A 26,779-nucleotide genomic window follows, 5' to 3' on the forward strand; every position below is an offset into this window, starting at 1 on the left:
GGTTAAGATAATTAACGATTAATCAATATTCACCACACCGCGACACTTAGGAAATTTGCTACAACCAAAAAAGGCCTGCCCTTGATTCAGGCCTTTTTTTGCCACGCGCTTGATCATCTCACCGTTACATCTCGGGCAGGTTGGCGTTTGAATTAAATCAGCTGTATGGTCTATCACCTCAACTGTCGCAGAGGAACTCGCTGCTAATTCAAGCTCTACAACCTCAAACGGCGTAAGAAAAACCTTATCAGCAATATCGTGCGATGTAATTGTATGCTGAGTGCCTGCCTGCTGATTGTCCATACTATCAATTGGTAACGCGCTAGATTCAATCTCAGTCTGACCAGACCATCGATGCACTTCTCTACTTTTTAGAATAGCTCGTTTAGCGGTTTCTTCTACTATCGGCTCTGATACAGGCTTATTAGCCACTTTAGCAGTTGGTTTATCATTAGCGTTACCGCTAGGCTGCTTATTCGTATTCTGGCTTGGATTGCTATGCTTGGCTTTTAGATAGGCTTTATGCTCTCTATTGGTACGCCAAGACTTACTAAATCTATTGCTATTAATCTGCTCAACAATGGATGTGACCTCGTCTTCAGTCAGTAGCTTATCTTGCTTTTTCTTCACATACGAGACCATACCACTCGTCAATACATGCTCGGGTAACTCATCGCGGGTTTTTAATTCGCACTCACCGATAAAGGCAATCATCGAATGGAAGTAGCTCAGCTCCAAGCCTAATAAATCTGCGAGCGTCTTAATGTGCAAGTAGTTTTGGCGCAATGGGTTTTGGAATTTGAATTTACTTCCATTTTGGAAAACTTGTGTCCACTGTCTATGGTTCTCGCTACCATATATCCAGTCTTTATAGTTTTTCGTCTCAATCACAAAAATGCCGTACACAGAGACGATGATATGATCGATTTGTGTACTACCACCATTGGCCCTTGGTAAGGTAATACCGTTTAAACGGTGGTAGACGTCTTTTTCAAGCTTTAGCCACATGGCGACGTTGATGACGGTCTCGCCTAGGAAACCTTTAAAGCTGGATTTTAGGGACATCTCTTTCCTTAAACTAGAAAAATACTTAATACTATCGAGCATACTTATGATACATTCTAGTATAAACAATAGTCTATAAAAAAGAGATAAACCAATCATGTTTGATTTAACAAAACCCAATGAAGAAGAAATTATTTTCAATTCAAAACTGGATACAATCTATCAACATGAATTTGAAGGGGGAAAATTCTTTTCAATAATTTCTGAGGAAATTATTGAAAATGGATCAACTTACTTGATCAAACTCGCTTCAAGAACTCAGATAAAAATCATATTTAGCAAAAATAGTAGTGAAGCTCGAACACTGGAAATAGCAAAATTTGTTGGAGGAAAAGAAAAAGAAACTTTGCGTTTAAATAAAATTTGTACTGATCAACTTAAAGCCTTTTTATCTTTTCTAATTGATATTGATGTTAGTAGCTTTAATGAAAAGCAAACAACTCTTTCTTCAAATAACGATAATGCAGAAATATTCAAAAATTTTATGAAAATAATGGAAAATGGAGAAGGTGAAGATATTTTGAAGCAAATATTAGCATCTGATAATATCACATCTCATGACATTGTTAGCACTGGATATAGAAAATCCCAATTAGAAATATTTAGAATGCTATTAGATGAAGACTATATGTCTGAATATAAAAGAGAGGTTTTAGACAAACCAAACACAAAAGATGAAACAGCTTGGCAGGAATTTTTCACTTTAAACCAATGGATATTTGGTTACGGACTAGACTACCGATTCCAAGGTATATTGCAGAAAGAATTTCATGCTTCTGATACAGATGACGCGGGTAAAGACGGGGTAATATCAGATTTTTTACTTGGTGATAAGAGATTTACATCCTTCGTAGAAATCAAACTTCCTACTACTACTTTGTTCAAGAACTCTCAAAATCGAGCTGGTTGCTGGAAATTATCTCCTGAGTTACTTGACTCTTACTCACAAATTCTTGAGCAAAAAGCTTGTGGTGAAATAAAGGTAGAACAAAAAGAACTGTTTGACGAGGATGGAAAAACAATTACACAAAGTGCGTGCGACTCTAAAACTTTCTTAATTATTGGTTCGTTAACAAATTTAGAAGAGAGTAAAAGCTCTGACAAAGAAAAAAAGATAAAACTGAAAACTTTTGAATTATTTCGTAGAGACTCTCGAAACGTTGAAATCATTACCTATGATGAGTTATCTGAAAGAGCCAAATTTATCGTTGAACACAAATCGTAATTTTCCTACTGTATAGAATTGAAAAAGCCCTAAGCTGATCTAATTAGCTTAGGGCTTTAAAGTTATTCAAATAGTTTATTATACCAAACTATTTACCGCTTCAACCACAGCATCAGTCGTAATACCAAACTCTTTATATAGATCGCTAGCTGGAGCAGATTCGCCATAAGTGGTCATACCGATGACTTTGCCATCTAGACCAACGAACTTATACCAGTAATCTACATGCGCGGCTTCGACTGCGACGCGAGCACGGATATTGCTTGGCAATACCGCTTCACGATAGCTAGTATCTTGCTCAACGAAAATCTCAGCACATGGCATAGACACTACACGTACGCCAACACCATTTGCGCTCAATGCTTCGTACGCTTCCATCGCTAGGCCAACTTCTGAACCAGTTGCGATGATGATGGCTTGTAGCTCGCCCTGCTCTTTCGCCAGTACATAACCACCTTTAGTGATGTTCGCTACTTGCTCACTGTCACGTGCTTGATGTGGCAAGCTTTGACGGCTAAAGATCAATGCTGATGGGTTGTTTTCAGATTTGATTGCTTCTACCCAAGCGCTTGCAGATTCAGTCGCATCACACGGACGCCATGTACGTAGGTTTGGCGTGGTACGTAGGCTAGTCAATTGCTCAACTGGCTGATGCGTTGGGCCATCTTCACCAAGACCGATAGAGTCATGGGTATAGACGTGGATGACGCGCTGCTTCATCAATGCGCCCATGCGTACTGCGTTACGTGCGTATTCCATAAACATCAGGAACGTCGCTACGTAAGGGATAAAGCCGCCATGCAATGCGATACCATTGGCAATCGCAGTCATACCGAACTCGCGCACACCGTAATAGATATAGTTACCATCAGCGTCTTTTTCGATACCTTTAGCGCCTTTGAATAGCGTGAGGTTTGAGCCAGCTAAATCTGCTGAACCGCCCAATAGTTCTGGTAATAATGGCTGCAAGCTATTGATAGCATTTTGGCTCGCTTTACGACTAGCGACATCACCGCCCGCTTCTTGCGTTTGCTGAATATAGGCCTGTGCTTGGCGGTCAAAGTCAGCAGGCAACTCGCCATTTAGACGGCGTGATAGTTCTGCAGCAAGCTCTGGATAGGCTTTTTTATACGCTTCAAAGTCAGCGTCCCAGTTCTTTTGCTGTACATCGCCTTTGGCTTTAGCATCCCATGCTTCATAGATTTCGTCATCTAATTCAAATGGAGCATGCTTCCAAGATAGTGCATCACGGGTCAAGGCAATCTCGTCATCACCAAGTGGCGCACCATGACTAGCCGCTAGACCTTGTTTGTTCGGGCTACCAGCACCGATTGTGGTTTTGCAAATAATTAAACTTGGCTTAGCAGTCTCTGCAATCGCTTGCTCAGTTGCTTGCGTGATCGCATCGGTATCATGACCATCGACTTTGATCACTTGCCAGCCGTATGACTCGAAACGCGCTTCGGTATCATCAGTAAACCAGCCTTCGACATTACCGTCGATTGAGATGCCATTGTCATCATAGAAGAATACCAACTTGCCAAGCGCCAACGTGCCAGCGAGCGAGCACACTTCATGACTAATACCTTCCATCAAGCACCCATCGCCTAAGAATGCATAGGTATTATGGTCAACGATATTATGACCTTCACGGTTGAACTGTGCGGCTAGGGTTTTTTCTGCAATCGCAAAACCAACGGCATTAGCAATACCTTGTCCTAGTGGACCAGTCGTCGTTTCTACACCAGGCGTATAACCAAGTTCAGGATGCCCTGGGGTTTTTGAATGCAGCTGACGGAAACCTTTAAGGTCATCAACGCTCACATCATAACCTGATAAATGTAGCAATGAATAAATAAGCATCGAGCCATGACCGTTTGACAGTACAAAGCGATCACGGTTGTGCCAATTAGGATCAGCTGGATTGTGCTTCAAAAATTTGCGCCACAAAACTTCGGCAATATCAGCCATACCCATTGGCGCACCCGGATGTCCAGAGTTGGCTTTTTGAACCGCGTCAAACGACAGTACACGGATGGCATTGGCTAGTTTACGTTCGCTAATTGGAGCTGGCATAGAGTGTCCTAATATTCGAATGAGTCGTATAAAGATAAGAGGAGAGTTTACTCAGAGGATAATCCATCAAAAACGCGACAGGCGTCCTCAATGGATAAGCTATAAAATAAAAGTGCAATATTAACATATTTGCTATGAGCCAAGCCAAAAATGCGGTGACAAGACCGTTTATATTTAGCAATGACTCACATCAGTTTTGTTAAACGATAAGCAATGACGGACTTTGATTTAAGTTATAAATAACAAGCTGCGAGTGACCTAAGTGACAAGCAGCTCATTACTTATATTCAATCTATTAAACTGAAATAGTCTCAGCACCGCCCATAAACGGACGCAATACTTCTGGAATCATAATGCTACCATCAGCGTTTTGATGATTTTCCATCACTGCCAGTAGCGTACGACCCACGGCCAAACCTGAACCATTTAAAGTATGAGCTAAGCTGGTTTGCTTGCCATCTTTGATACGCGTACCCATACGGCGCGCTTGGAAATCACCACAGTTAGAGCAGCTAGAGATTTCACGATAGGTATCTTGGCTTGGCAACCATACTTCGATGTCATAAGTCTTTTGTGCGGCAAAACCCATATCGCCAGTACATAGCTGTACCGTGCGGTATGGCAAGTTCAACTGCTGCAAGATATATTCAGCCTGCCCTGTCATTGCCTCAAGCAAGTCATCAGATTGCTCAGCGGTACCGACATTGACCATTTCAACTTTTTCAAACTGATGCTGACGAATCAAGCCGCGAGTATCACGCCCGTGTGAGCCAGCTTCACTACGGAAACATGGTGTATGCGCCGTGAATTTTAATGGAAGCTCTTTAATATCCAAACGCTCGCCGCGTACCAAATTGGTCATTGGCACTTCAGCGGTTGGAATAAGGTAAAAATCCATCTCATCGTTATTGGTGTGATTGCTTAGCTTAAACAAATCATCTTCAAACTTAGGCAGCTGACCCGTACCTTTTAAGCTATCGCTATTAACGATATAAGGCACATAGGTCTCAAGATAGCCGTACTTCATCGTGTGCGTGTTCAACATAAATTGAATCAACGCTCGATGCAATTGCGCCAATTGTCCTTTAAGCACGTTAAAACGGCTACCAGTCAATTTGGTCGCTGCCTCAAAGTCCAACATACCAAGTGTCTCACCGATGTGTGTATGATCTTGAATTTCAAAATCAAACGTACGCGGCATGCCCCACTTACGCACTTCTACGTTATCATCTTCTGACGTACCGACTGGTACATCCGCCGCCGGAATATTCGGAATTTGCAAAGCCGCTTGAGTGATGCGCTCTTGTAGCGTACGTAGCTCGTCTTCCGCAGCTTTAATCTCACCGCTAACGCTTTGCATCTCAGCCAATAGCTCACTGGCATCTTCGCCTGATTTTTTTAGGGCACCTACTTGCTTTGCACCAGCATTACGGCGCGATTGCAACTCTTCGGTTTTGACTTGTAGAGACTTACGCTCGTTTTCAATCGTCTGCCAGAACTCCATATCAAGCTCATAACCACGGGTGGCTAGCTGCTGTTGTAGGTCGCTTAAATCGCCGCGTAAGAGTTTCGGATCAATCATAGTAGTTGCCTGTAACACTAAAGGTGAGTAAAAGGTTTAAAAGTATTATTAATAGAGTAATTGCCTAGCGCATCGCTATCACGGTCTTTGTGATAACCGGCTATGACGTTATGTTTTATATCAACATATCTGGTAGTCGCTATAATACCAAGACACGGCAGATTTGACCATGTTTTGGATATCTTTGACTGCTTTTCCCTGTTTTTGGCTGACTTTCTTTAGGTTTTGTTCATTATGCTAATCGCTTATAGCAAGCTATTCTGTTTTTAATTGCTCACTTTTGCTTTCGTCTAGTCTGAATAAACTGAGTATAGAGCGTGAACTACGTCATTAATATAACATCTATCCGTGAACAGTCTTGCTTATATGTTTCATTTAGGAGTACTTTTCGGTAAGATAAGCGCATACCTTTATTCACTTCTAGCCAAGTACAGCATTGCTGCTTCGCTTTGGCAGTTTTAATCCAACGCTTTTAATATAAGTATTTGAGAAACCTTTATGGCCTTGTACCCCTACACGCTCCAACCTGTCGCCTTAAACCTAACTGAGGCTGAATTCCACCAAGCACAGTATGAACTGTTTGCCAGTGCCAGCCCGTCTTTTGGTTTATCAAGCTTTAAGACCAAAGAGTGGATCATCATGGCAGTGGTTGTGGTACTTGCTATTGCAGGACTTATCTTTGTAACAGGCTATTCAACCATTATCTTTTGGTTAATGCTGGTTGGTGTGGTGATATATCTATTGGCGCGTACTTTAGGTTTTAAATGGTACGTAAAAAGAGAGTTTGACAAACAAGTGGCCGACCAAGAGATGCCAGATGAAATGCGCCAAATGAAGTTAGGTGTACAAAAGCATGGTCTAGTCATGGCGATGCCAAGCAACCAGCCTGATATGATGAAAAACTCGCAAATGCGCGGTATGCAAATGCGTGCAGGCGCAACTCAGCAAGCGGTTATTCCTTGGACCTCTATCAAGAGCTGGGATGAGACTGACGACTATATCTTTATGATGTTTGAGCTAAAAGGTCAGCAAGGTAGCCAAATCGTACCGAAACGCTTGCAAGCACAGAAGTTTCCTATCGATACGATACGTCAACATTTACAAGAAGTGGTTCCCGTTAAAGGCTTAAATCCTGAAAACTTGCAGCCACCAGCGTAAATGTAATGAGGTCTCTCTATCGTTTAGAAAAACAGTAAAGAGACTTGGTTTTAGTTTTATAAAACCAATCGTAAAATTGTATTTATTAAATTTAACTTATTAATAATAGTTTGCTATTATTATAAGCATCAAAGGAAGAGATAGAGTTTATATTGATAGGTACAGATAAAAACTAAAGTATTTTCGCTGTATTTCAATTGATTAGAGTCTTTATTCTTCTTTATTTATTATCATATAACTACACTCACACTATAAGGACAATACTATGAGCAATTCTAATAACGCTACTAACCAGATCGGTCTAGAAAAGGCAGACATGAGCGAAGTCATCGCCCAATTAAACAATCTACTATCAACGTATCATGTGTTTTATTTAAACGTACGTGGATATCATTGGAACGTAAAAGGTGAGCACTTCTTTACCTTGCATCCAAAATTTGAAGAGCTATATACGTCACTACAATTACAAATTGATGAAATCGCTGAGCGTATCTTAACTTTGGGTGGTACACCACTTCACGCTTATAGCGATTTTACGCAGCATACTAGTATTAGTGAAGACAAAAACGTCAAAGATGGCACAAGCTGTGTCAAAGGCGTAGTCACTGGCTTACAAGCGTTAATTGCAGAGCAACGCCAAGTATCAGCGTTAGCAGAAGAGAGCGAAGACCAAGGTTCAGCTGACCTAATCGATGCTTACGTACAAGAGCAAGAAAAACTGGTATGGATGTATAACGCGTTTTTGGGTTAAGAATCGTTAGATTTTACTAGGCTAAATTTTAATAAGCCTAATGATCATCAAATACTAAATAATAAAAAAGCACCTAATTAGGTGCTTTTTTATTGTCTATCTTTTAGAAAAGACTGTTTTATTTTTCGATCCATTGACGCATTTTTTCACGTTCAGCAGGCGTGGCTTGTAGCCATACTTGCATAAACGTATCTAACGTACTAGTAGAAGTATTTACGCTAGATGTTTGCTTAACAGTGGTCGTGCCAGTGTTGACGTTGCTAGTAGAATTTACTACTGGTTGATCTAAAGAGGCGATAGCACGTTGGTTCTGTAACTCTGCATCACCTGCACCGCCGAACACGCCGCCTAGCGCTTTACCAAGGCCTGAAAATAGACCACCTTGGTTACCGGCCATACTTTGCTGGCTAGCAATGACAGTATTGTTTTGTTGCACAGCGAGCGTAGGCTGCTTGGCATATTCTCTAGCAGCTTCATAATCTTCTGGTTGATTAGGCATAGTCAAACGATATGTTTGATTGTCGGCCAATTGTGCCGTCACACTGACATTACCTGAACGCAAATAATCATGCTCATCACGACGCAAGTTATATAAACGGTCATACTTAGCAGTAATAGCATGTTGTCCAGGCTGTAACGTAAATGTTTTCTGCAGCGGCTGAAAAGCGCTCTGCTGAATTTCCTGTCCATTAATAGCGGTTACTTTGATATGGTCATCAACCTGTAGGGTCACTGCTGCCTGTGACAACATAGAGACCGAGGCAGCCCCCACCAACAACGTGCCTATCGTTAATTTTTTTAGCAAAGAAGCATTCGATTTCATAAGTTATTCCATTAATAGTAAAAGCGAGTTGGACAAAAGATTCGTATTCTTACGGTTATTCATTTTTTGCTGCTAAAAGTCTTGCTGCTAAAAATCAAGTGGCATCGTATGTTGGTCTTGATCAGGCGTGTCGTTATCTACTTGCGTCTCTTGAGCGATATCCGCCAACTCTGCGGCAAGCGTTTGCTCATCAATGGTACGCAGAGCATCACTTATGACTGCTTTTGAGATGTTACTGCGACCAAGGTTAGAGAACATTGGTTGAATATAATTAAGTACTTCCATCATCGCACCGATACGATGCGGTCCATCAGTTAGTAAGTGATCAATAATTCGATCGTCAAACTGCCATCCGCGCCGACGCAAAATAGACTGTAATAGTGCTTGTCTATCTGCAAAATCATGACCAGTAGGCACTTTAAAGGTTGGTGCTTGTGCCAAACGCGTCATTAAATCTCTTAACTGAAATGGTAAATCATCAGCGGGTTTATTAGCGGCAAACAACAACTGGCGTTGCCCTTCTCGACTACGATTGATCAGGTGAAATAAAGCTTCTTGCCACTGACTGCTTTGCTCAAGCACTTCCAAATCATCAATGGCGATAAGATCAAAGTTTTCTAAAGATGATAGTACGTGGACATCTGTATGAATCAGCTCATTAAGGGACAAACAGATAGCCGATTTGTCCATCTCGACAAATGACTCGCAAATAGCAGACAGCAAATGAGACTTACCTGTAGCAGGGCTACCAAACAGATATAGTTGACCGATCAGGCCGACATGTAACTGCCGTACTGCATCAATAATCGACATCCAACCGGGACCGGCAAAGTCGCTAAGACTTGCATCGTGCTTAATGTCCAGATTGAGACTTAGCTGTGCTTCTGCCATGAATCATCAACTCGTGTTACGTAGTGCAATGGAAAAATATAATAAAAAAGATAGATTGTTTTGAGCTGTATTCATTATTATCAATACTAGCCGATACAACTGTAGTTAATGGCCCTATATCCTTTGCAAAAATAGGTCAGTCACTTTGTCGAAAACAACGTTAGCAAAACTGGTACTAAAACGGTTGATACTATCAACACTGCGCCTATATATAACATATTTACAAAATAACTGACAAGTCTTTTACCCATTAAGCCTTATCAATCATTGCGTTCCTATCTTGATATTACATATCAATCTTTATCTAGTGCATTCAATAATAAGATAATTATCTTTTTTCAAACAATGCCAGTTGTTTACGACCTTTATAAAAGTCAGTCGTTCGATAATAGCTGTATAAATGGCGGAACAACACATTTAAGACAGCCGACACAGGTAAGGCAATAAGCATACCGACAAAACCTAATAGGCTAGCGCCTGCCAATACAGCAAATATTACCCATAGTGGGGATAGACCAATCTTATCACCTAAGAGTAACGGCTGCAGGATATAACCCTCTGCAGCTTGTCCAATCAAGAACGCACCTACGACCAATGACAAATACGTCCAGTCCAATCCGAACTGAAATAGGCAGGCGATAATAGCCGCGATAAAACCAATACCAAATCCTAAATACGGTACAAAACTGGCAATGCCTGCTACCATACCAATGATAAGCCCAAGCTCCAATCCAATGAGCTGTAACTGTACGGCATAAATAGCGCCTAGCAACACCATCACCAGCAATTGACCTTTGATAAACGCCATCAATGCCAGATCACATTCTTTAGCTATTTCAGTCACTTTTTGACAATAAGCCCCTGGTATCGCCATCTTCCAGTTATGCAAACGCTGATCCCAATTAAATAGAAAATAAAAGGTCAAAATAGGCACCAATACAATCAGACCTGCATTATTGATGAAGTTCATACTTGAGGTCAGTATTTGGCTCATCATGGTACTAGCATCAGCGAACTTATAATTCGTTTGCATATAATCGACGAGGGTATCAGAAAATTCTTTCGACTCTAGTTCAGGCAGTTTGATACGAGTATTACTATTGAACCACTCTCGTACGACTTGGTTATACCAATTAAATATCTTTGGCAAATAATCCCACGCCGCTTGCAGCTGATGCCATAGTGTCGGTACTAACCACCATAATAATAACGCCATCCCTAAAGTAATCGTCGAGTAGACAATAATAATCGCGACCCAACGCTTGATATATTTTGATAGGCGCTTGACTAGAGGGTTAAATAGATAAGCCAATATGAAGGCAAAAACGAAAGGCACGATGACGGGCATCATTAAATACAAGAGAAACACAGCCACCACTAACGCCACGACAATAAATAAACGCCGAAAAAAAGGATCTATTGGTTGATTCATCATGGCAAGTAATCCCATAGTTGGACGAGGTTAAAAAAGTGACAGGTTTGAAAAAGTGACAGGGAGTCAGTAATAGCGATTTCTAAATGATATAACTACAGCCATCACTATGTATCACTAGGCGAATTTCCTTCTTTTCTCATTAGTTTTAGCTAGCTAAACTGAGACGTATCAACGTTCCTAAAAAATCTAATTTTTGATAAATTTATGTTTAGTAGTTTTTATTCTGTCAATTACATTTGAACTTGTATTAAGGTCATTATTGACAATAAATTTAGCGTTCTATTATCGCAGAGTACAACAAAAAATCAGTCATTTTTTGTTTCTTAACGGCTTATTTGCCACTTAATGCAAATCTTAGTCAAATATTGGCAAGTTGCTTTGCGAGTACGGTCTGTTTTTGGGTATAATGCGCGCACTGTCTTTAAACTTTGCTTTTGAACTTTATAACGCTAATTTTTGCGTGCTCAATTACTTTACCTTCTAATCCCAATTATCTATCCCCAACTGTGAGATGACTATGAGTGACAAGCCTTCTTTAAGCTACAAAGATGCCGGTGTTGATATCGATGCAGGCGATGCTTTGGTTCAGCGAATCAAGTCCGTTGCAAAAGCCACTACTCGTCCTGAAGTCGTGGGTGGACTTGGCGGTTTTGGTGCGTTATGCCGCATCCCAACAGGTTATACTTCACCATTATTGGTTTCTGGCACTGATGGCGTCGGCACCAAACTAAAATTGGCGCTACAGCTGAACCGTCATGACACGATTGGTATTGATTTGGTCGCAATGTGCGTCAATGATCTACTGGTTTGCGGCGCAGAGCCATTATTTTTCTTAGATTATTATGCAACTGGTAAGCTCGATGTCGATGTAGCGGCGACTGTCGTGACTGGTATTGGTGATGGTTGTAAACTTGCTAACTGTGCGCTTATCGGCGGTGAAACTGCTGAAATGCCAGGCATGTATCAAGATGACGATTACGATCTAGCTGGATTTTGCGTAGGCGTGGTTGAAGAAGCAGAAGTCGTCACTGGTGAAAATGTCGCAGAAGGCGATGTACTGATTGCACTTGCCTCAAGTGGCGCGCATTCAAACGGCTATTCATTGGTTCGTAAAGTCATCGAAGTTAGCGGTGTGGATGTTACGAGTAGCGACGAGCAACTAGACGGTCAGCCTATTCAAGATGCTCTAATGGCTCCTACCCGTATCTATGTAAAAGCAATCAAGGCATTACAAGATACGCTTGGTAGCTCAGCTTTACATGCGATGTCACACATCACAGGTGGTGGTCTAACGGACAACCTGCCACGTGTACTACCTGATAACCTAGCAGCGAGCATCGATACCAATAGCTGGCAGTTCTCAGAACTATTCACTTGGCTACAGACCCAAGGTAATATCGCGCAGAGCGAGATGTACCGTACCTTTAACTGCGGCGTTGGTTTTGTCATCGTTATGCCAAAAGACAAAGCAGAAGCTGCTATCCAGACCTTGACTGATGCGGGCGAAACAGCTTGGCAACTAGGTGAAATGATCAAACGCAGCACTGATGGCCAGGCGGATGCAGTGGTGTACCGTTAATGTCAACTGATAATGCAAGCCAGCCTATCAAACCATTACGCATTGCTGTTCTAGTCTCAGGAAGTGGTAGCAACCTGCAAGTGTTAATCAATGCAATGCAAGCAGGTGCGCTACCGATTGAAATCGTTGGTGTCATTAGTAACCGTGAAGATGCTTATGCTTTGACACGTGCTAAAGATGCCAATATTCCAGTTGCGGTATTGTCACACGTTGCTAATGGTAAACGTATGGGCATCAAAACATTTGAAACCCATGCCAATGAGCAGCTAATAGCATGGCAACCTGACTTAATCGTCTTGGCCGGATTTATGCGCGTACTAAGTGGCGCATTCATCGATAATGTACCAGCGCCCATGATTAATCTTCACCCTTCTCTACTTCCGGTTTATAAAGGTTTAGATACTCACAAACGAGTCATACAGTCTGGTGAACGTCGTCACGGTTGTAGTATTCATAAAGTCACAGCGGAGCTTGATGCGGGTCAGGTATTGACTCAAGCTGTATTGAATGTCGATATTAACGACACTGCAGAGAGCTTACAGTCACGGGTACAGAAACTTGAACATCAATTGCTGCCTTGGACGATTTTACTACTAGCAAAAAACGTATTATCACTTGAAGCAAATAATACACCATCGCAAACGGAGACTTACCTACCGACGTTACCTTTGCAATTGCTTATAGATGGATAAAAATCTCAGCTCATTAAGCTGCTTTTAATACCACTTTATATAGCGCAATAAAAAGCCCAGCTACTCGTAATGAGTAACTGGGCTTTTTTATTTGATAACTATTTATTATTTAAAATCGTAAATAGTTATTTATTTAGCTAATTCGTCTAATCAGTTCATTCTTAAAATACGTGAACTGCTTTAATGTTGACAAATTCTTTGATACCGAAGCCACCATGCTCACGGCCATAGCCTGAGTTTTTCACGCCACCAAATGGTAGTGCAGGATTGGCAAGACCATAACCATTGATATAGACCATACCAGTATCGAACTGCTCACGTGCTAGACGCACGGCTTTCTCTTCGTCTTTTGAGAAAATCGCGCCACCTAAACCATAACGACTGTCGTTAGCGATGCGCATTGCGTCGTCTTCATCTTTGGCACGAATCAACGAAGCGACAGGGCCAAATAGTTCGTCATCATATGCAGGCTGACCTTTTTCGACGTTCTCTAGGATAGTTGCTGGATAGAAGCTACCTTTACCTTCAGGTACTTTACCGCCAACAGCAATCGTTGCACCCTTAGCAACACTCTGCTCTACTTGCTCATGTAGCTGCTCACGCAAATCTGCACGTGCTAATGGACCGATATCTGAGCTGTCATCCATTGGATCACCCGCTTTGGTACCTTCAAATTTCTCAACGATACGCTTGCGGAATTCGTCATATACGCTATCGACTACGATAAAGCGTTTGGCTGCTACACAAGTTTCACCGTTATTAATTAAACGTGCTTGAGTACAAATTTCTACAGCAGTTTCGATATCAGCATCTTCTAATACGATGAATGCATCATTTGAACCTAGCTCTAATACCGCTTTCTTAATCGCCTTAGCTGCTTGCTGTCCAACGATCACGCCTGCTTTGTCACTACCTGTTAGTGTCACGCCACGTACTTTGTCATTGCCAATCAATGCTTCTGATTGATCATGGTCAATGATAATCGTACGGAATAAATCACTTGGTAATTCAGACTCGTGAAGAATTTTTTCAATTAATAGACCAGAACCCGTGACGTTAGATGCGTGTTTTAGCAGAACACTGTTACCCGCCATCAAGTTTGCAATGGTATAACGGAATACTTGATACGCTGGGAAGTTCCAAGGTTGCATACCATAGATGACGCCGATTGGTTGATAAGTCACGATACCTTTTTTCATGCTTTCGATATCTCGCTCATCATCTGCAAGCGCAGCAACACCGTTTTCAGCAGTGTAATCACAAATTGCTTTACAGAGATCTACTTCTTGCTGACTTTGACCATAGAGCTTACCGCGCTCTTCGGTCATAAGCTTAGATAGCTCCTCCTTATACTCCATCAGTTTGTCACCGATGGACTTGATGACACGCCCACGTTCTTCATGACTCACAGTACGCCATTCTAAGAATGCATTATGTGACGCGTCGACAATCTTGTTAACTTCGTCGTTGCTCATGTAATCATAATTTTTAATGTCTTCGCCCGTTGCTGGGTTAACAGTAGTAATATCTGACATGTAGATGTCCTTATTATTCAAATTTATATTTGGGATTTATAATCGGGTTTATTGCCACTTGTAGTTATTTTGCTGTGACAGTTTTAATTATTAAATTTACGTCGATAGCACAGTCTATTGGTAGCTCGTTTTCTATCTGCCGTTATCTTAACAAGCTATTTGATTAAGAGTTTTACAATATATTGTGAAGTGTGTTGAAGATGTTAATAGTGTGACTGACTTATTAAGTATAACTGAATATTATATATTAACTACTAAACGCTAGAACACAAAAAACCAGCCTAGTGGCTGGTCTAATAACTATATAGAGTGGGATCTAAAGAGAAATACTTTTATTAAAGATTCAGATAATCAGGAATATTCCGCTCTGATAAAAGATAAGTCCAACTCACACAAACCAATCAAAACAAATGGTTAATCACCGGTATCTCTTGTGGTGGATTTTCTTCTTCAGCAACGACTTGTCGTGCCACATGCATAATTAACTGACGTAACCAACGATGGGCTGGGTGATGCTGCAATAGAGGTGACCATGCCATCGTAAGCTCAAACTCAGGAATAAAAAACGGCGGATCTTCCATCATGATACTGTCGTTATTTGCCTGCATTCTTGCCACACGCGTAGGCAAAGTCGCTATCAAATCTTTATTTGCTGCAAGCATAGCAGGCATTTGATAATGTCGAGTAAAGACACTGATTTGGCGTTTTTGCCCAAGGCGCTGCAAGGCCTGATCGATAGACCCTAGTCCACCAGATTTCTCTGGATTAACCCCAAAGCCCACGCCCATCCCTGTTTTAGATACCCAAACGTGCTGTGCTTTAAGGTAGTTTTTCAAATTGAAACGATTCGCATAAGGACTGTCAGAAGATAATAAGCAACTAAAAGTATCACGCCATACTAGAACCTGATGAAAGCTTTGAGGTATCTCATTAAAACGGTTAATCGCTAAATCAACTCGTCCCTGCTCCATATCTCGATAAGAGACGTCTGATGGAGTCAAAAAGTCCAAAATCACATTAGGCGCTTCAGAACGTAGTGCTTTTACTAGCTTAGGTACTAGGGTCGCTTCGGCATAATCCGATGTCATAATACGGAACACACGAGAGGTACTATAAGGGCGGAATTCGGTACGTGGCTCCAACACTTGAGTCAAGTCAGCGAGTATCTCACGGATACGTGGCTGTAGCTCAAGGGCGCGTTCAGTCGGCGTCATACCCTCAGATGAGCGTACCAATAATGGATCATTAAACAGCTTACGCAAACGGCGCAAGATATTACTCATAGCAGGCTGAGTAATCCCAAGCTGCTCGGCTGCGCGAGTAACGTTTTTTTCTCGTAGCAACACATCTAGATGGACTAATAAATTTAAATCAACCCGCTGCAAATTCATATTTGGTTCTCTTGGCTTTTGAATAAACGCCATATTAAGGCTGGCATTTGTAGTGCTGCTACGGTGATTTGTGCACTATCACAGCATAATTTCATTATTTTTTACTAATTTGGTTCTAGTTTTTCCTGATAGATCTGCATTATAACTCATTCAACCTATCGTAAGACCCTGTTATATAAACATTATATCATACAGAAATACCAAAGATAACTATCATAAATTAGATAAATCTTGGTAAGGTGGTTATAGTGAGTTCTATAAAGGATTTGCAGCATAGAGGACGAACGTTAGGTTCATAAGCTGTTTTTATCCGATTAAATATTATCGCTAAGTAATATATTAATGGTTTTTATCAGTCGTTAAATACGGTTAATTGACCTCATTATTGTAACATCTCTTGCTACCAATTATGACATCACTGCCTATTAAGTATTCAGATACCTTTTAGATATATAGTGAGAATCGATAAATATTTATAAACCAGCAATTATTTTCAACTGTTGAGTTCAGCAAATTTCTTGTAATAGCCTAGCGGTTTGTTTAGGGTAAATAGAGCTTCGATAGATAAAAGATAGACCAAATTTTGAATATTACTTTTTAGTACAAAGGTTTTAGTAAAGCGGATTTTAGTAAAACGACAGACCCATTATTTTAACAATTAACTTATTTGTTTTTACACCCCACCAAGGAGACTATAAATGTCAACTGCATATAAATCAGCGATCGACTTAGTACGTGAATTAAAGCAAAAGCACGGCAACTGGCAGAACATTAGCGAAGTTGATGCTGCACGTATGATGTCACAAAACCGTTTCAAAACGGGTTTGGATATCGCAAAATATACTGCAAAAATCATGCGTCAAGACATGGAAGATTATGACAATGATACGTCTCAGTACACGCAGTCTTTAGGTGCATGGCATGGTTTTGTGGCACAGCAAACTATGTACGCTAAGAAAAAATATTTCGGTACGACCTCTAAAACTTACATCTACCTTTCAGGTTGGATGGTAGCTGCCCTACGCTCTGAGTTTGGTCCACTACCTGACCAATCTATGCATGAAAAAACGTCAGTACCTAAGCTAATCGAAGAAATCTACACCTTCTTACGTCAAGCAGATGCTAAAGTATTGAACGACTACTTCCGTGAGCTAAACGCTGCTGAAGAAGCTGGCCAAGATACTTCTGCTATCCTAGAAAAAATTGAAAACTTTGATTCACATGTTGTGCCAATCATCGCTGATATCGATGCAGGTTTTGGTAATGAAGAAGCTACTTACCTATTGACTAAGCAAATGATCGAAGCTGGTGCTTGTGCTATTCAGGTTGAAAACCAAGTATCTGATGCTAAGCAATGTGGTCACCAGGCTGGTAAAGTAACTGTACCGCATGAAGACTTCATCTCTAAGCTAAACGCTATCCGTTATGCATTCCTAGAGCTTGGTGTTGAAGACGGCGTTATCGTTGCTCGTACTGATTCTGAAGGCGCATCACTAACGCAAAAAATCCCAGTATCAAATGAGCCAGGCGACCTTGCTTCTAAATACATCGATTTCATCGAAATGGAAGAAGTAACGCTAGAGAATGCTCAAGAAAACGACAGCTTACTTAAGCACAACGGCAAACTAGTACGCCCAGTTCGTCTACCTAACGGTCTATATCAGTTCCGTGAAGAGACTAACATTGACCGTGTTGTACTTGACTGTGTAACAGCTCTAGAAAACGGCGCTGACCTACTATGGATCGAAACACCGACTCCAGACGTAGAACACATCAAAATGATGGTTGACCGTATTAAAGAGCAACAGCCTAAAGCCAAGCTTGTATACAACAACAGCCCATCATTCAACTGGACGCTTAACTTCCGTAAGCAAGTTATCGCTCAGTGGGAAGAAGAAGGCAAAGACGTCTCTGCATACAATAAAGATGACTTGATGAGTGCTGATTACGACGGTACTGAACTTGATGCAGCCGCTGACGTAGCCGCTAAAAACTTCCAACGTGATGCGTCACGTGAAGCTGGTGTATTCCATCACTTAATCACGCTACCGACTTACCACACGACTGCTCTTAGCGTTCATGAACTTGCTAAAGGCTACTTCGGTGAAGAAGGCATGCTTGCTTATGCAGCTGGCGTACAGCGTAAAGAAATCCGCGAAGGTATCTCTTGTGTTAAGCACCAAGCAATGGCTGGTTCAGACCTTGGCGATGACCACAAAGAAATCTTCTCAGGCGATAACGCTCTGAAAGCTGGCGGCGGCAAGAACACGATGAACCAGTTCTAATAACTGACAGACTAGCAGTATTTATCAAAAAACCGCCCTACATCATGTAGGGCGGTTTTTTATTGCGGTTTAAATAATCAGAGAATGGTAGACTAATAATTGTTTATCACAACCATCGATCAGAGCCATTAGTCAGAATTATTAGGAGCTAATATGCAAGAGATAGAGCTGAAGTTTTTGGTACCAGAGTCACGACTAAAGGGATTAATGCGTCAAACGCACGTTAAATCCTCACAAGTGATGCAACTGGCTGCACACTATTACGATACGCCTGACCAACAGCTTGCACAGGCAGGTATCGGTCTGCGTATTCGCAAAGAAGGCGATACATGGGTACAAACCATTAAAGCTGGTGGGGATGGTATCGCGGCACGCTTGGAGCACAATGCCGTACTCGATAATGAGCAAGTACAAGCGATGCTCGATAATAATGAGCTGATGCCTGATTTAGCGGTATATCAAGACACTCCAGTCGCTGCAGCATTGGCTGACTTTAAACTTAAAAAGCTAGCGAAGACGCTAACACGACTTTATGTTACTGACGTCAAGCGCACTACGCGGTTGCTAACAGAAAGTAATGAGGATGAAACCGATAATTGTATCGAAATGGCTTACGATCAAGGAGAGATTATTCATGGTACTGATGACTCGCTACGCAAAGCCATTCAAGAGATAGAGTTTGAACTGGTATCAGGAGATTTAGATTTTCTATTTACGACTGCCAAAACATGGTGCAAGCGCTATAAGCTGTGTCTATCTACCGTGACCAAAGCTGAAAACGGTGGCTTACTTATTAACGGACAAAATCACAGTCCAGCGGTCAACGCAAATCTAAGTCAATTGCAAATAGACAAAGACAGTAGTGCGCCTGCCTTTATACGTGCGGTCGTACACAATTGCTTATTGCAGATACTACCAAACAGCAGTGCTATCGTCGCTGGAAGCATTGATGACGAGCATGTTTTGCAGGTAAGCATTGGTCTTGAGCGCTTGCAGGCTGCGTTAACAGCATTTGATAGCTTTTCTGACGAGATCAATCCTGACTGGCTACCGATACTAAAGCAAACCTCGTCGTTGCTGGACAATTATTACCAACTCACTCATATCAATACCTATATCGAGCCTGAGCTACAGGCACTCGGAGCCCCTGCTGTTGATTGGACGACAGATATCGAGAACATAAAAATCACACCGATCAATACGCTGCAAGCCAATGACTTTCAGATAACCTTGCTAGAGCTGATTGCCTTTACTATGAGCGACCCCAGCATTGAACCTCAGACTGATCAGCTTGCCCGCGATAAGCTAACGAAAGTCCTTTCTAAACAATATAAAAAATGTCTTAAAACCAATAGAAAAGCTGACGAAGTAAGTGTTGCTGAGCTTGTGAGCGATGACACAAATGTAAGCACAAATGTTGCTGATAATGACCAACCTGAAAGCGACCTGCTTAGTCAATTAAAAGATTTGCGTTACATCAGTGAATTTTCCACACCTTTACTAAGCAAGAAAAAAGCTAAAAAGAAAACCAAACGTTGGCTAAAACGGCTAATAAAAGCGCAAAAAGCGTTAGAACAACTGAACGATGATAATCAATATCAGCAGTTTTATGAATTGAAATCAACAACAGATGCTAATGCTTTATATGGTGCAGGTTGGTTCGCTGCCATACTGACTGATGACCAAAGTCATATTGATGCACGTTTAGCAAAATTTGCAGACAGCTCAACGTTTTGGTAGAAGTAGGAATATTACGTTTATGACGGATACTGATTTCATAAAGTAAAACCACTCCATAAAAAAGACAGCTTGTTATATAACAGGCTGTCTTTTTTTATTGTGTTGAAATAATTTCTGTCAGCGCCATGGCTAAATGGGCAACACGTCCTAATTAGCCACAATCGTAACAGGCATACCCTCTTCTACTTGCTCAAATAATTCTACAATATCTTCATTACGCATACGGATACAGCCATGTGATAGCGGAATACTCATTGGTTCAGTATCTGGTGTACCGTGAATATAGATATAGCGCTCATAAGTATCACAACCACCTTGGCCATTGCTACCTTTGTTTAACCCTTCTTCAAGACCGCTTAACCAAAGAATACGGCTCAATATCCAGTCACGCTTGGGATGTAGCTCACCAAGATTTGCATCGTATATCTCACTTGTCGGCACACGCCCGACAAATACCGCATTCATAGGCTCACTACCACCTATTTTCTGTTCAATGACATGCCTACCGAGCGGCGTGCAACCACTATCCTGCTGACTACCAATACCATTCTTTGCAGTGGAGACTACGTATCTCGCAACCTCAGTCTGCTGCTGGTACATCGTTAATGTTTGCTCAGCGATATTAATCATGAGTTGTTTATCAAGCGTCTTATTATTGGTCATAAATGCTTCCGACTATCAGTCATTCATCAGATTACTATCAAGGTTATTAGTAAAATGATTGAAAATTTCTATTATCAAGGGATTGTATCAAGACATTTGGCACCGTAATATAGGGGCACACTTTTTGATGCTAGCAGATTATGACGACTATTTCACCGACACGTGTGTCGATGTATGATTTTTTATATCATGATACCCAGCCTATGCTGTCACTTTTGGCCGATGCGGCACAGCTCTCTCTACCGCAAGCTCGCTTAGGGATGGATGCCAGTCTACAAGCCATCGTAAGTGCATTGCTCGCCTATCAGCAGCGTCATCAGGGACAAGCAGTCAGCAAAAAGCTGTTTAGTCGTAGTGCTGTCAAAGAGTTACGACAGTATAACTCAATGAACTTTGCAACCATTAGCGCCACACTCTACCATCGTCACGATGCAGCAGATGCTGTATTTAGTGATAACGCCCGTGTCATAAAGGCAAGCGAACATATCGCTGAGAAGATTGATGCAACGATGCAACAGGCTCAAACTCTACTCACCTCATTGTGCGTGATTGTGCTGCGTGAATTGGCTATCCTGACAGAATACAGTCAACTAGACAGTGATGAGATCAATAAATGGTTTGCGCTACAACCACAGTTTTTATCAGCGGCACGATTTAGCCCAAAGCATGCGCATACTTCATCTGCTGAGACAGAAAGCAATAGTGACCTGCCCAAATCAACTACTGAAGCTGTTGAAGCGATAGAGAACAACTCAGAGAGTAATGCGGAGCGTACGTTATTAAATGCTGAGCAGCTATCAAGCACTCCACCTTCTTTTGATCCTTACTGGTATGAGCTGACTGGATTCAAACCTGAAAACTATGAACCTGTGCAAGACATGCAAATGGCAACAGGCAATTACCTAAAAGCCATTGGGCGCTCACCTGACAATCTACAGCAGGGTCGTCACAACGATATGCTGGTATTTACGGAGATGCATGCCGTTGCCTTACCACATCAACGTTGGTTGTTACAGTTGGCCAAAATCTCAGATATCTATCTCAGCCGAAATCGACTGCGCGTTAACTCTGAACCAGCCAATCCGCCTAAACCGCCTTTAGTAAGTTTGGGATTAATCGGCGGCAATAACGACAATACACCGACCACCACTAGTGAAAAGCCCATCGAGTATGAGGCTTCCACACCGCTATGGAAAAATCCTGTCATTCTTATCATCATACTTGTCGTTGGTGTCCTTGGTGCACTCGCTACCTTGAAATACCAATCGCAAAAATCTGACGGTGCGATCCTGGCAACTGAAGAAGTATTAGAACAAGATGCCATTGATGAGCGCCAACAGCAAGATGTAGCCATTGTAATGGTAGACGAAGATGAATCTAACGTTACAGAGACAGAAAAAGCTGAGTAAAAATCTTTACTATTAAGACAGCTATTCTAAAAGTGATGGTTTTAGCAATCATTTACTAACCATAAAAAAAGAGACCCTATCAACATAGAGTCTCTTTTTTATTATGCGATCTAAGTTATGAATTGGCTATCAGTAGCCCAAAAACTTACTTAGATAAATCGCGACCACGGCTAGCTTCGATAGCTAGACGTAAGCCATTTAGACGGATAAAGCCTTCTGCGTCTTTTTGATCATAAGCGCCCGCATCATCTTCGAAAGTAGCAATTTTTTCATCAAATAATGAATCGTCAGACTTACGACCAACAACGCTCACGCTACCTTTATACAGTTTTACACGTACGGTACCGTTGACGTATTCTTGTGACTTGTCAATCAATGCTTGTAGCATCATACGCTCAGGGCTGAACCAATAGCCATTGTAGATGATTTTTGCGTAGCGTGGCATGAGCTCATCTTTTAGATGGGCAGCTTCACGATCAAGCGTTAGTGATTCGATACCGCGATGCGCTTTTAGCATAATAGTACCCGCTGGCGTCTCGTAGCAACCACGTGACTTCATGCCGACGTAACGGTTTTCAACGATATCTAAACGGCCGATACCATGTTTGCCGCCGATTTCGTTCAGCTTAATCATGACTTCATAAGGCTTAAGTGCTTCACCATCGATAGCAACGATGTCGCCTTTTTCGTATTCTAGTTCTAGATATTGCGCTTCATCAGGTGCTTCTTCTGGGCTAACAGACCAGCGCCACATATCATCTTCTGCTTCAGTATACGGTTCTTCTAGGACACCGCCTTCATAAGAGATATGCAGTAAGTTAGCATCCATTGAGTAAGGAGATTTTTTCTTATTGCCCGCATAATCGATTGCGATATCATGCTCTTCAGCATACTTCATCAAGCTTTCGCGGCTTGATAGATCCCACTCGCGCCAAGGAGCAATAGTTACTACGTCTGGTGATAAGGCGACTGCACCTAGCTCAAAACGAACTTGGTCATTGCCTTTACCAGTCGCACCATGACTGATAGCATCGGCGTTATGCTCTTTAGCAATCTCAACCAAACGCTTGGCAATCAATGGGCGAGCAATAGACGTACCTAGCAAGTACTCACCTTCGTAAATGGCGTTAGCACGGAACATAGGAAATACATAATCACGAGCGAACTCTTCGCGCAAATCTTCGATATGGATATGCTTGATACCCATTGCTTGAGCTTTGGCTCGTGCTGGCTCAACTTCTTCGCCTTGACCGATATCAGCGGTAAAGGTGATTACTTCCGCATCATAAGTTTCTTGTAGCCATTTAGCGATGATTGAGGTATCAAGACCACCTGAATAAGCCAAGACGATTTTATTGATATTTTTTGGATCAAGTTGAGCCATGAAGAACTCCCATTATGAAATATAGTTTTAGAAAAGGCGACGATCAAATCAAAAGCAAGTCGAACGATAATTACCTGCTCAGTGTACATCATATTTACTATGGGCAAAAGTCTAACTGCCATAAGGCGTGCGCTTTTGACTTAAATTCTAGTCAACCTCATTTTTGCCATTAGAATTTAAACATCGTTTAACGACAAGATATTAATCTTAGCTCGATGAATTATGTACAGATATCTAGCCTTATATTTAGTCAAGTGGGCAAATCTGTTATGATAGACCCACAGTATTACTCCCTTTTGTTTCCTTTATTTGACGATATAGAGCGCTTTGACACTATGACTGATTCGATTAGAGAATTGACCATCCTTCAGCCAGATGACTGGCATATTCATTTGCGTGACGATCTCGCTTTGAGCACGACCGTACCTCATGCAGCAAGCAGCTTCAACCGTGTCATCTGTATGCCTAACCTTGTGCCTCCAGTCAAAAATGCGCAGGATGCGATTGCCTACCGCGCACGTATCATGGAGAAATTAGCAGCAAGTGATTTAAGTCTTGAGCGCAAGTCAGCTTTTGATCCACGTATGACTCTATACTTAACGGATAATACCACTGCCCAAGATATTGAGTTGGCAGCGCAGTCAGGTATCGTACAGGCAGTCAAACTCTATCCTGCTGGGGCGACTACCAACTCCGCAGACGGCGTCACCAATATCAATGCCTGCGTCGATGTCTTTGAAGCACTAGAAAAGTACAATCTACCTCTACTGATACATGGCGAAGTAACCCAAGACCATATAGATATCTTTGATCGTGAAAAGCGTTTCTTAGACGAAGTATTAGCACAAATTATCGTGAAATTCCCTACGTTGAAAATAGTAGTAGAGCACATCACTACCAGCGATGCGGCAGATTTTGTATTGTCACAAGGCAACCATGTTGCTGCCACTATTACGCCGCAGCATTTGATGTTTAACCGCAATCATCTATTGGTTGGTGGTATCAAACCGCACTTTTATTGCCTGCCTATCTTAAAGCGTGAAAGCCATCAAAAAGTGCTATTAGATGTGGCTACTAGTGGTAATCCAAAGTTCTTCTTAGGTACTGACTCTGCGCCACATGCGACAGACAAAAAAGAAGCCGCTTGTGGCTGTGCAGGTTGCTATAGTGCAGCCACGGCGCTGCCTTTGTATGCGACCGCCTTTGATAGTGTTGGAAAAATAGACAAGCTTGAAGGTTTTGCCAGTCGTTTTGGCGCTCAGTTCTACGGCTTACCTCTAAATGAAAGTACTATCACGCTTGTTAACACGCCTATGCAAGTACCGACTGACTATCCTTATTTTGATGGCGCATCATTGACGCCCTTGATGGCAGGTGAGACGTTACCTTGGTCAATTAAGGCTTAACGCCTGCAAAGCTTAGCATTCAATAAACGACCTATTATTTTATCCTATGATATTAATGATACCTTTGTAGTAGATTTCTTTGTACTAAAGGTGCAGTTAGTATCATAGGATGCTTATTTCTTATTCAATATATTAGTACGACTGATAAAAGTGATTTAACTTTATATGACCAATCGAAACATAGCGACCTTGCCTGACCAAGACTTATCACACCCTAAATCTGCCAGTCTTAATGCTACTCTAAATACTTCTCCGAAAGATGCAGCTTCAGAGACAGATGAGCAAGCGCCTATGGCCTTGAAAGACCGCTTTCGCAAGTTCTTGCCTGTCGTCGTCGACGTGGAAACAGCAGGCTTCAACGCCCAGACCGATGCCCTGTTAGAAATTGCCTGCATTCCCGTCTTGCTAAATGAGCAAGGTGTATTTCATCCAGGTGAAGCTTTTAACGCTCATATCGAGCCTTTTGAAGGCGCAAACTTAGAGCCAAGCGCCCTTGCCTTTACCGGTATTGACCCTAAAAACCCAATGCGCAAAGCCATTGCTGAAGATGAAAAGACAGCATTGCGCCGAATCTTTAAAGGGTTAAAAGACGTACGCCGTGATGAAGAATGCCGTCAATGTGTCTTAATTGGACATAATGCCCATTTTGACTTGGCCTTTTTGAATGCAGCTGTGCTACGAACCAATAGCAAAAATCACAATCCATTTCATAACTTTTCAGTATTCGATACCGTAACCCTATCAGCTTTAGCATTTGGTCAAACCGTCCTAGCACGCGCTTGTAAAGCAGCAGGATTGGAGTTTGATGGCAAGAATGCTCACTCAGCTCTGTATGACACTCAAAAGACTGCTGAGCTATTCTGTCATATACTAAATAACTACCCTATGTTGTCCAATGCGCTGCACAATGAAGACGCGAAAGAAGAGTCAGCTGATAGCGACAGTCAATAAGTCACATATCCTATATTGCCAATCATACATAATAGTGCTATTTGTAATACTTGATGACTTTGACATCTTGATTTGGCAATCAATAGGGATATGATTGATATCATAATATATAGACGGAACTATTTTAGTGATGACAGACGTAGTTTTTCTATTCGATACGAATAACTGTCTGATGATAAAATATCACATCTTAAACGATGTAGTTATATCCTATAGATGGTTTAAGTTGCTCACACTGTCTTGATAGTAAGCATTATCAAGATTAATAGGAGGGACTTTATTATGGATCCACAGCTCAAGTTATGGGGCACCATTCTCGGCTATATGCTTCTTGCATTGACGATTAGCGCCTGTACTTCTTTATGGATTCGCTATCATTTAAAGCGAAATGACCTACATCCTCGTCGCGCAATTAAAAAAAGATATTTAATTTTAAAAAGACGTAGAAAAAGGCTTGACAGGAAGCGCCGTCGCTATTAAAATACGCACCACTTCAGCATAAATGGTGAAAGCAGTTGAAGTGTTGTTACTAGTCCCCATCGTCTAGAGGCCTAGGACACCGCCCTTTCACGGCGGTAACGGGGGTTCGAATCCCCCTGGGGACGCCACTATTTGGCGTCACTTGTTAGCACTATTGCTTAGCATTAGATTAGACTAACAAGCGTACCACCAAAAACCCAGTTCATGATTTATTATGAACTGGGTTTTTTTATGTCTGTCATTAAAAGCCAACTTATT

Annotated in this window: 21 protein-coding genes and 1 tRNA gene; 12 read left to right on the forward strand and 10 right to left on the reverse strand. The window is 41.7% G+C overall.

Annotated elements, in window-relative coordinates; genetic code table 11:
- Positions 1-18: 18 nt before the first annotated feature.
- Positions 19-1,065, reverse strand: coding sequence for an NERD domain-containing protein (locus I3254_RS06045; protein ID WP_238052084.1), 1,047 nt, complete (start codon positions 1,063-1,065; stop codon positions 19-21).
- Positions 1,066-1,162: 97 nt separating this feature from the next.
- Between I3254_RS06045 and I3254_RS06050 the strand changes: the two genes are divergently transcribed.
- Positions 1,163-2,290, forward strand: coding sequence for a Shedu immune nuclease family protein (locus tag I3254_RS06050; protein ID WP_238052086.1), 1,128 nt, complete (start codon positions 1,163-1,165; stop codon positions 2,288-2,290).
- A 78-nt stretch (positions 2,291-2,368) separates the two neighbouring features.
- Here the strand turns inward: I3254_RS06050 and tkt are convergent, their stop codons facing one another.
- Together tkt and serS are read right to left on the reverse strand one after the other, a co-directional pair.
- Positions 2,369-4,366: a transketolase gene (gene tkt, locus I3254_RS06055; protein WP_238052088.1), complete on the reverse strand. Its 1,998-nt coding sequence runs from the start codon at positions 4,364-4,366 to the stop codon at positions 2,369-2,371.
- 295 nt (positions 4,367-4,661) lie between these two features.
- Entirely contained in the window at positions 4,662-5,948 is a 1,287-nt protein-coding gene (gene serS, locus I3254_RS06060; protein ID WP_238052090.1) for a serine--tRNA ligase, read from the reverse strand.
- A gap of 498 nt (positions 5,949-6,446) precedes the next feature.
- Between serS and I3254_RS06065 the strand changes: the two genes are divergently transcribed.
- Together I3254_RS06065 and I3254_RS06070 are read left to right on the forward strand one after the other, a co-directional pair.
- Positions 6,447-7,106, forward strand: a complete 660-nt coding sequence (locus I3254_RS06065) for a YcxB family protein (RefSeq protein WP_101206317.1) — start codon at positions 6,447-6,449, stop codon at positions 7,104-7,106.
- Between the two features lie 265 nt (positions 7,107-7,371).
- Positions 7,372-7,857 (forward strand): Dps family protein, encoded by a 486-nt coding sequence (locus tag I3254_RS06070; RefSeq protein ID WP_238052091.1) that lies wholly within the window; start codon positions 7,372-7,374, stop codon positions 7,855-7,857.
- A 118-nt stretch (positions 7,858-7,975) separates the two neighbouring features.
- On the opposite strand, the gene I3254_RS06075 is transcribed toward I3254_RS06070, so the two are convergent.
- The 3 genes from I3254_RS06075 to I3254_RS06085 all read right to left on the reverse strand — a co-directional run bounded on the left by I3254_RS06075 (position 7,976) and on the right by I3254_RS06085 (position 11,006).
- Entirely contained in the window at positions 7,976-8,680 is a 705-nt protein-coding gene (locus I3254_RS06075; protein WP_102093671.1) for a DUF2057 family protein, read from the reverse strand.
- Between the two features lie 87 nt (positions 8,681-8,767).
- Positions 8,768-9,571: a DnaA regulatory inactivator Hda gene (hda, locus tag I3254_RS06080; protein ID WP_160022557.1), complete on the reverse strand. Its 804-nt coding sequence runs from the start codon at positions 9,569-9,571 to the stop codon at positions 8,768-8,770.
- A gap of 328 nt (positions 9,572-9,899) precedes the next feature.
- On the reverse strand, positions 9,900-11,006 hold the full coding sequence (locus I3254_RS06085) for an AI-2E family transporter (RefSeq protein ID WP_238052093.1): 1,107 nt from the start codon (positions 11,004-11,006) through the stop codon (positions 9,900-9,902).
- A gap of 517 nt (positions 11,007-11,523) precedes the next feature.
- On the opposite strand from I3254_RS06085, the gene purM reads away from it, so the two are divergent.
- Together purM and purN are read left to right on the forward strand one after the other, a co-directional pair.
- Complete coding sequence (purM, locus tag I3254_RS06090) at positions 11,524-12,585, forward strand: phosphoribosylformylglycinamidine cyclo-ligase (protein WP_238052094.1); 1,062 nt, start codon at positions 11,524-11,526, stop codon at positions 12,583-12,585.
- Positions 12,585-13,277, forward strand: a complete 693-nt coding sequence (gene purN, locus I3254_RS06095; RefSeq protein ID WP_238052095.1) for a phosphoribosylglycinamide formyltransferase — start codon at positions 12,585-12,587, stop codon at positions 13,275-13,277. The genes purM and purN overlap by 1 nt, the downstream gene beginning before the upstream one ends.
- A 161-nt stretch (positions 13,278-13,438) precedes the next feature.
- On the opposite strand, the gene I3254_RS06100 is transcribed toward purN, so the two are convergent.
- Positions 13,439-14,812 carry an NAD-dependent succinate-semialdehyde dehydrogenase gene (locus tag I3254_RS06100; RefSeq protein ID WP_238052096.1) on the reverse strand — a complete coding sequence of 458 codons (1,374 nt, stop codon included), beginning with the start codon at positions 14,810-14,812 and terminating at the stop codon, positions 13,439-13,441.
- A gap of 401 nt (positions 14,813-15,213) precedes the next feature.
- Positions 15,214-16,203, reverse strand: coding sequence for a LysR family transcriptional regulator (locus tag I3254_RS06105; RefSeq protein WP_057761159.1), 990 nt, complete (start codon positions 16,201-16,203; stop codon positions 15,214-15,216).
- 698 nt (positions 16,204-16,901) lie between these two features.
- Here I3254_RS06105 and I3254_RS06110 point away from each other — a divergent pair.
- Positions 16,902-18,488: an isocitrate lyase gene (locus I3254_RS06110; protein WP_160022549.1), complete on the forward strand. Its 1,587-nt coding sequence runs from the start codon at positions 16,902-16,904 to the stop codon at positions 18,486-18,488.
- Positions 18,489-18,641: 153 nt separating this feature from the next.
- A complete protein-coding gene (locus tag I3254_RS06115) occupies positions 18,642-20,228 on the forward strand; it encodes a CYTH and CHAD domain-containing protein (protein WP_238052097.1) in 1,587 nt (528 codons plus the stop codon).
- A 147-nt stretch (positions 20,229-20,375) separates the two neighbouring features.
- Here the strand turns inward: I3254_RS06115 and I3254_RS06120 are convergent, their stop codons facing one another.
- Entirely contained in the window at positions 20,376-20,891 is a 516-nt protein-coding gene (locus I3254_RS06120) for a L,D-transpeptidase (RefSeq protein WP_179799649.1), read from the reverse strand.
- A gap of 140 nt (positions 20,892-21,031) precedes the next feature.
- On the opposite strand from I3254_RS06120, the gene I3254_RS06125 reads away from it, so the two are divergent.
- Positions 21,032-22,300 (forward strand): hypothetical protein, encoded by a 1,269-nt coding sequence (locus I3254_RS06125; RefSeq protein WP_238052098.1) that lies wholly within the window; start codon positions 21,032-21,034, stop codon positions 22,298-22,300.
- Between the two features lie 145 nt (positions 22,301-22,445).
- Here the strand turns inward: I3254_RS06125 and I3254_RS06130 are convergent, their stop codons facing one another.
- Positions 22,446-23,684 (reverse strand): argininosuccinate synthase, encoded by a 1,239-nt coding sequence (locus tag I3254_RS06130; protein WP_057761167.1) that lies wholly within the window; start codon positions 23,682-23,684, stop codon positions 22,446-22,448.
- Positions 23,685-24,019: 335 nt separating this feature from the next.
- Between I3254_RS06130 and pyrC the strand changes: the two genes are divergently transcribed.
- From pyrC to I3254_RS06150, 4 genes are all read left to right on the forward strand, one after another.
- Complete coding sequence (pyrC, locus tag I3254_RS06135) at positions 24,020-25,090, forward strand: dihydroorotase (RefSeq protein ID WP_238052099.1); 1,071 nt, start codon at positions 24,020-24,022, stop codon at positions 25,088-25,090.
- A 291-nt stretch (positions 25,091-25,381) separates the two neighbouring features.
- Positions 25,382-26,041: a ribonuclease T gene (gene rnt / locus I3254_RS06140; RefSeq protein WP_238052181.1), complete on the forward strand. Its 660-nt coding sequence runs from the start codon at positions 25,382-25,384 to the stop codon at positions 26,039-26,041.
- A gap of 282 nt (positions 26,042-26,323) precedes the next feature.
- The gene (locus I3254_RS06145; protein ID WP_134292217.1) at positions 26,324-26,521 is read left to right on the forward strand and encodes a hypothetical protein; all 198 of its coding nucleotides are present in this window, start codon (positions 26,324-26,326) and stop codon (positions 26,519-26,521) included.
- A 52-nt stretch (positions 26,522-26,573) separates the two neighbouring features.
- Positions 26,574-26,649 (forward strand) — tRNA-Glu (locus tag I3254_RS06150).
- Positions 26,650-26,779 lie beyond the last annotated feature (130 nt).

This window comes from Psychrobacter sp. Ps2 (assembly GCF_022129405.1).
GTDB lineage: Bacteria > Pseudomonadota > Gammaproteobacteria > Pseudomonadales > Moraxellaceae > Psychrobacter.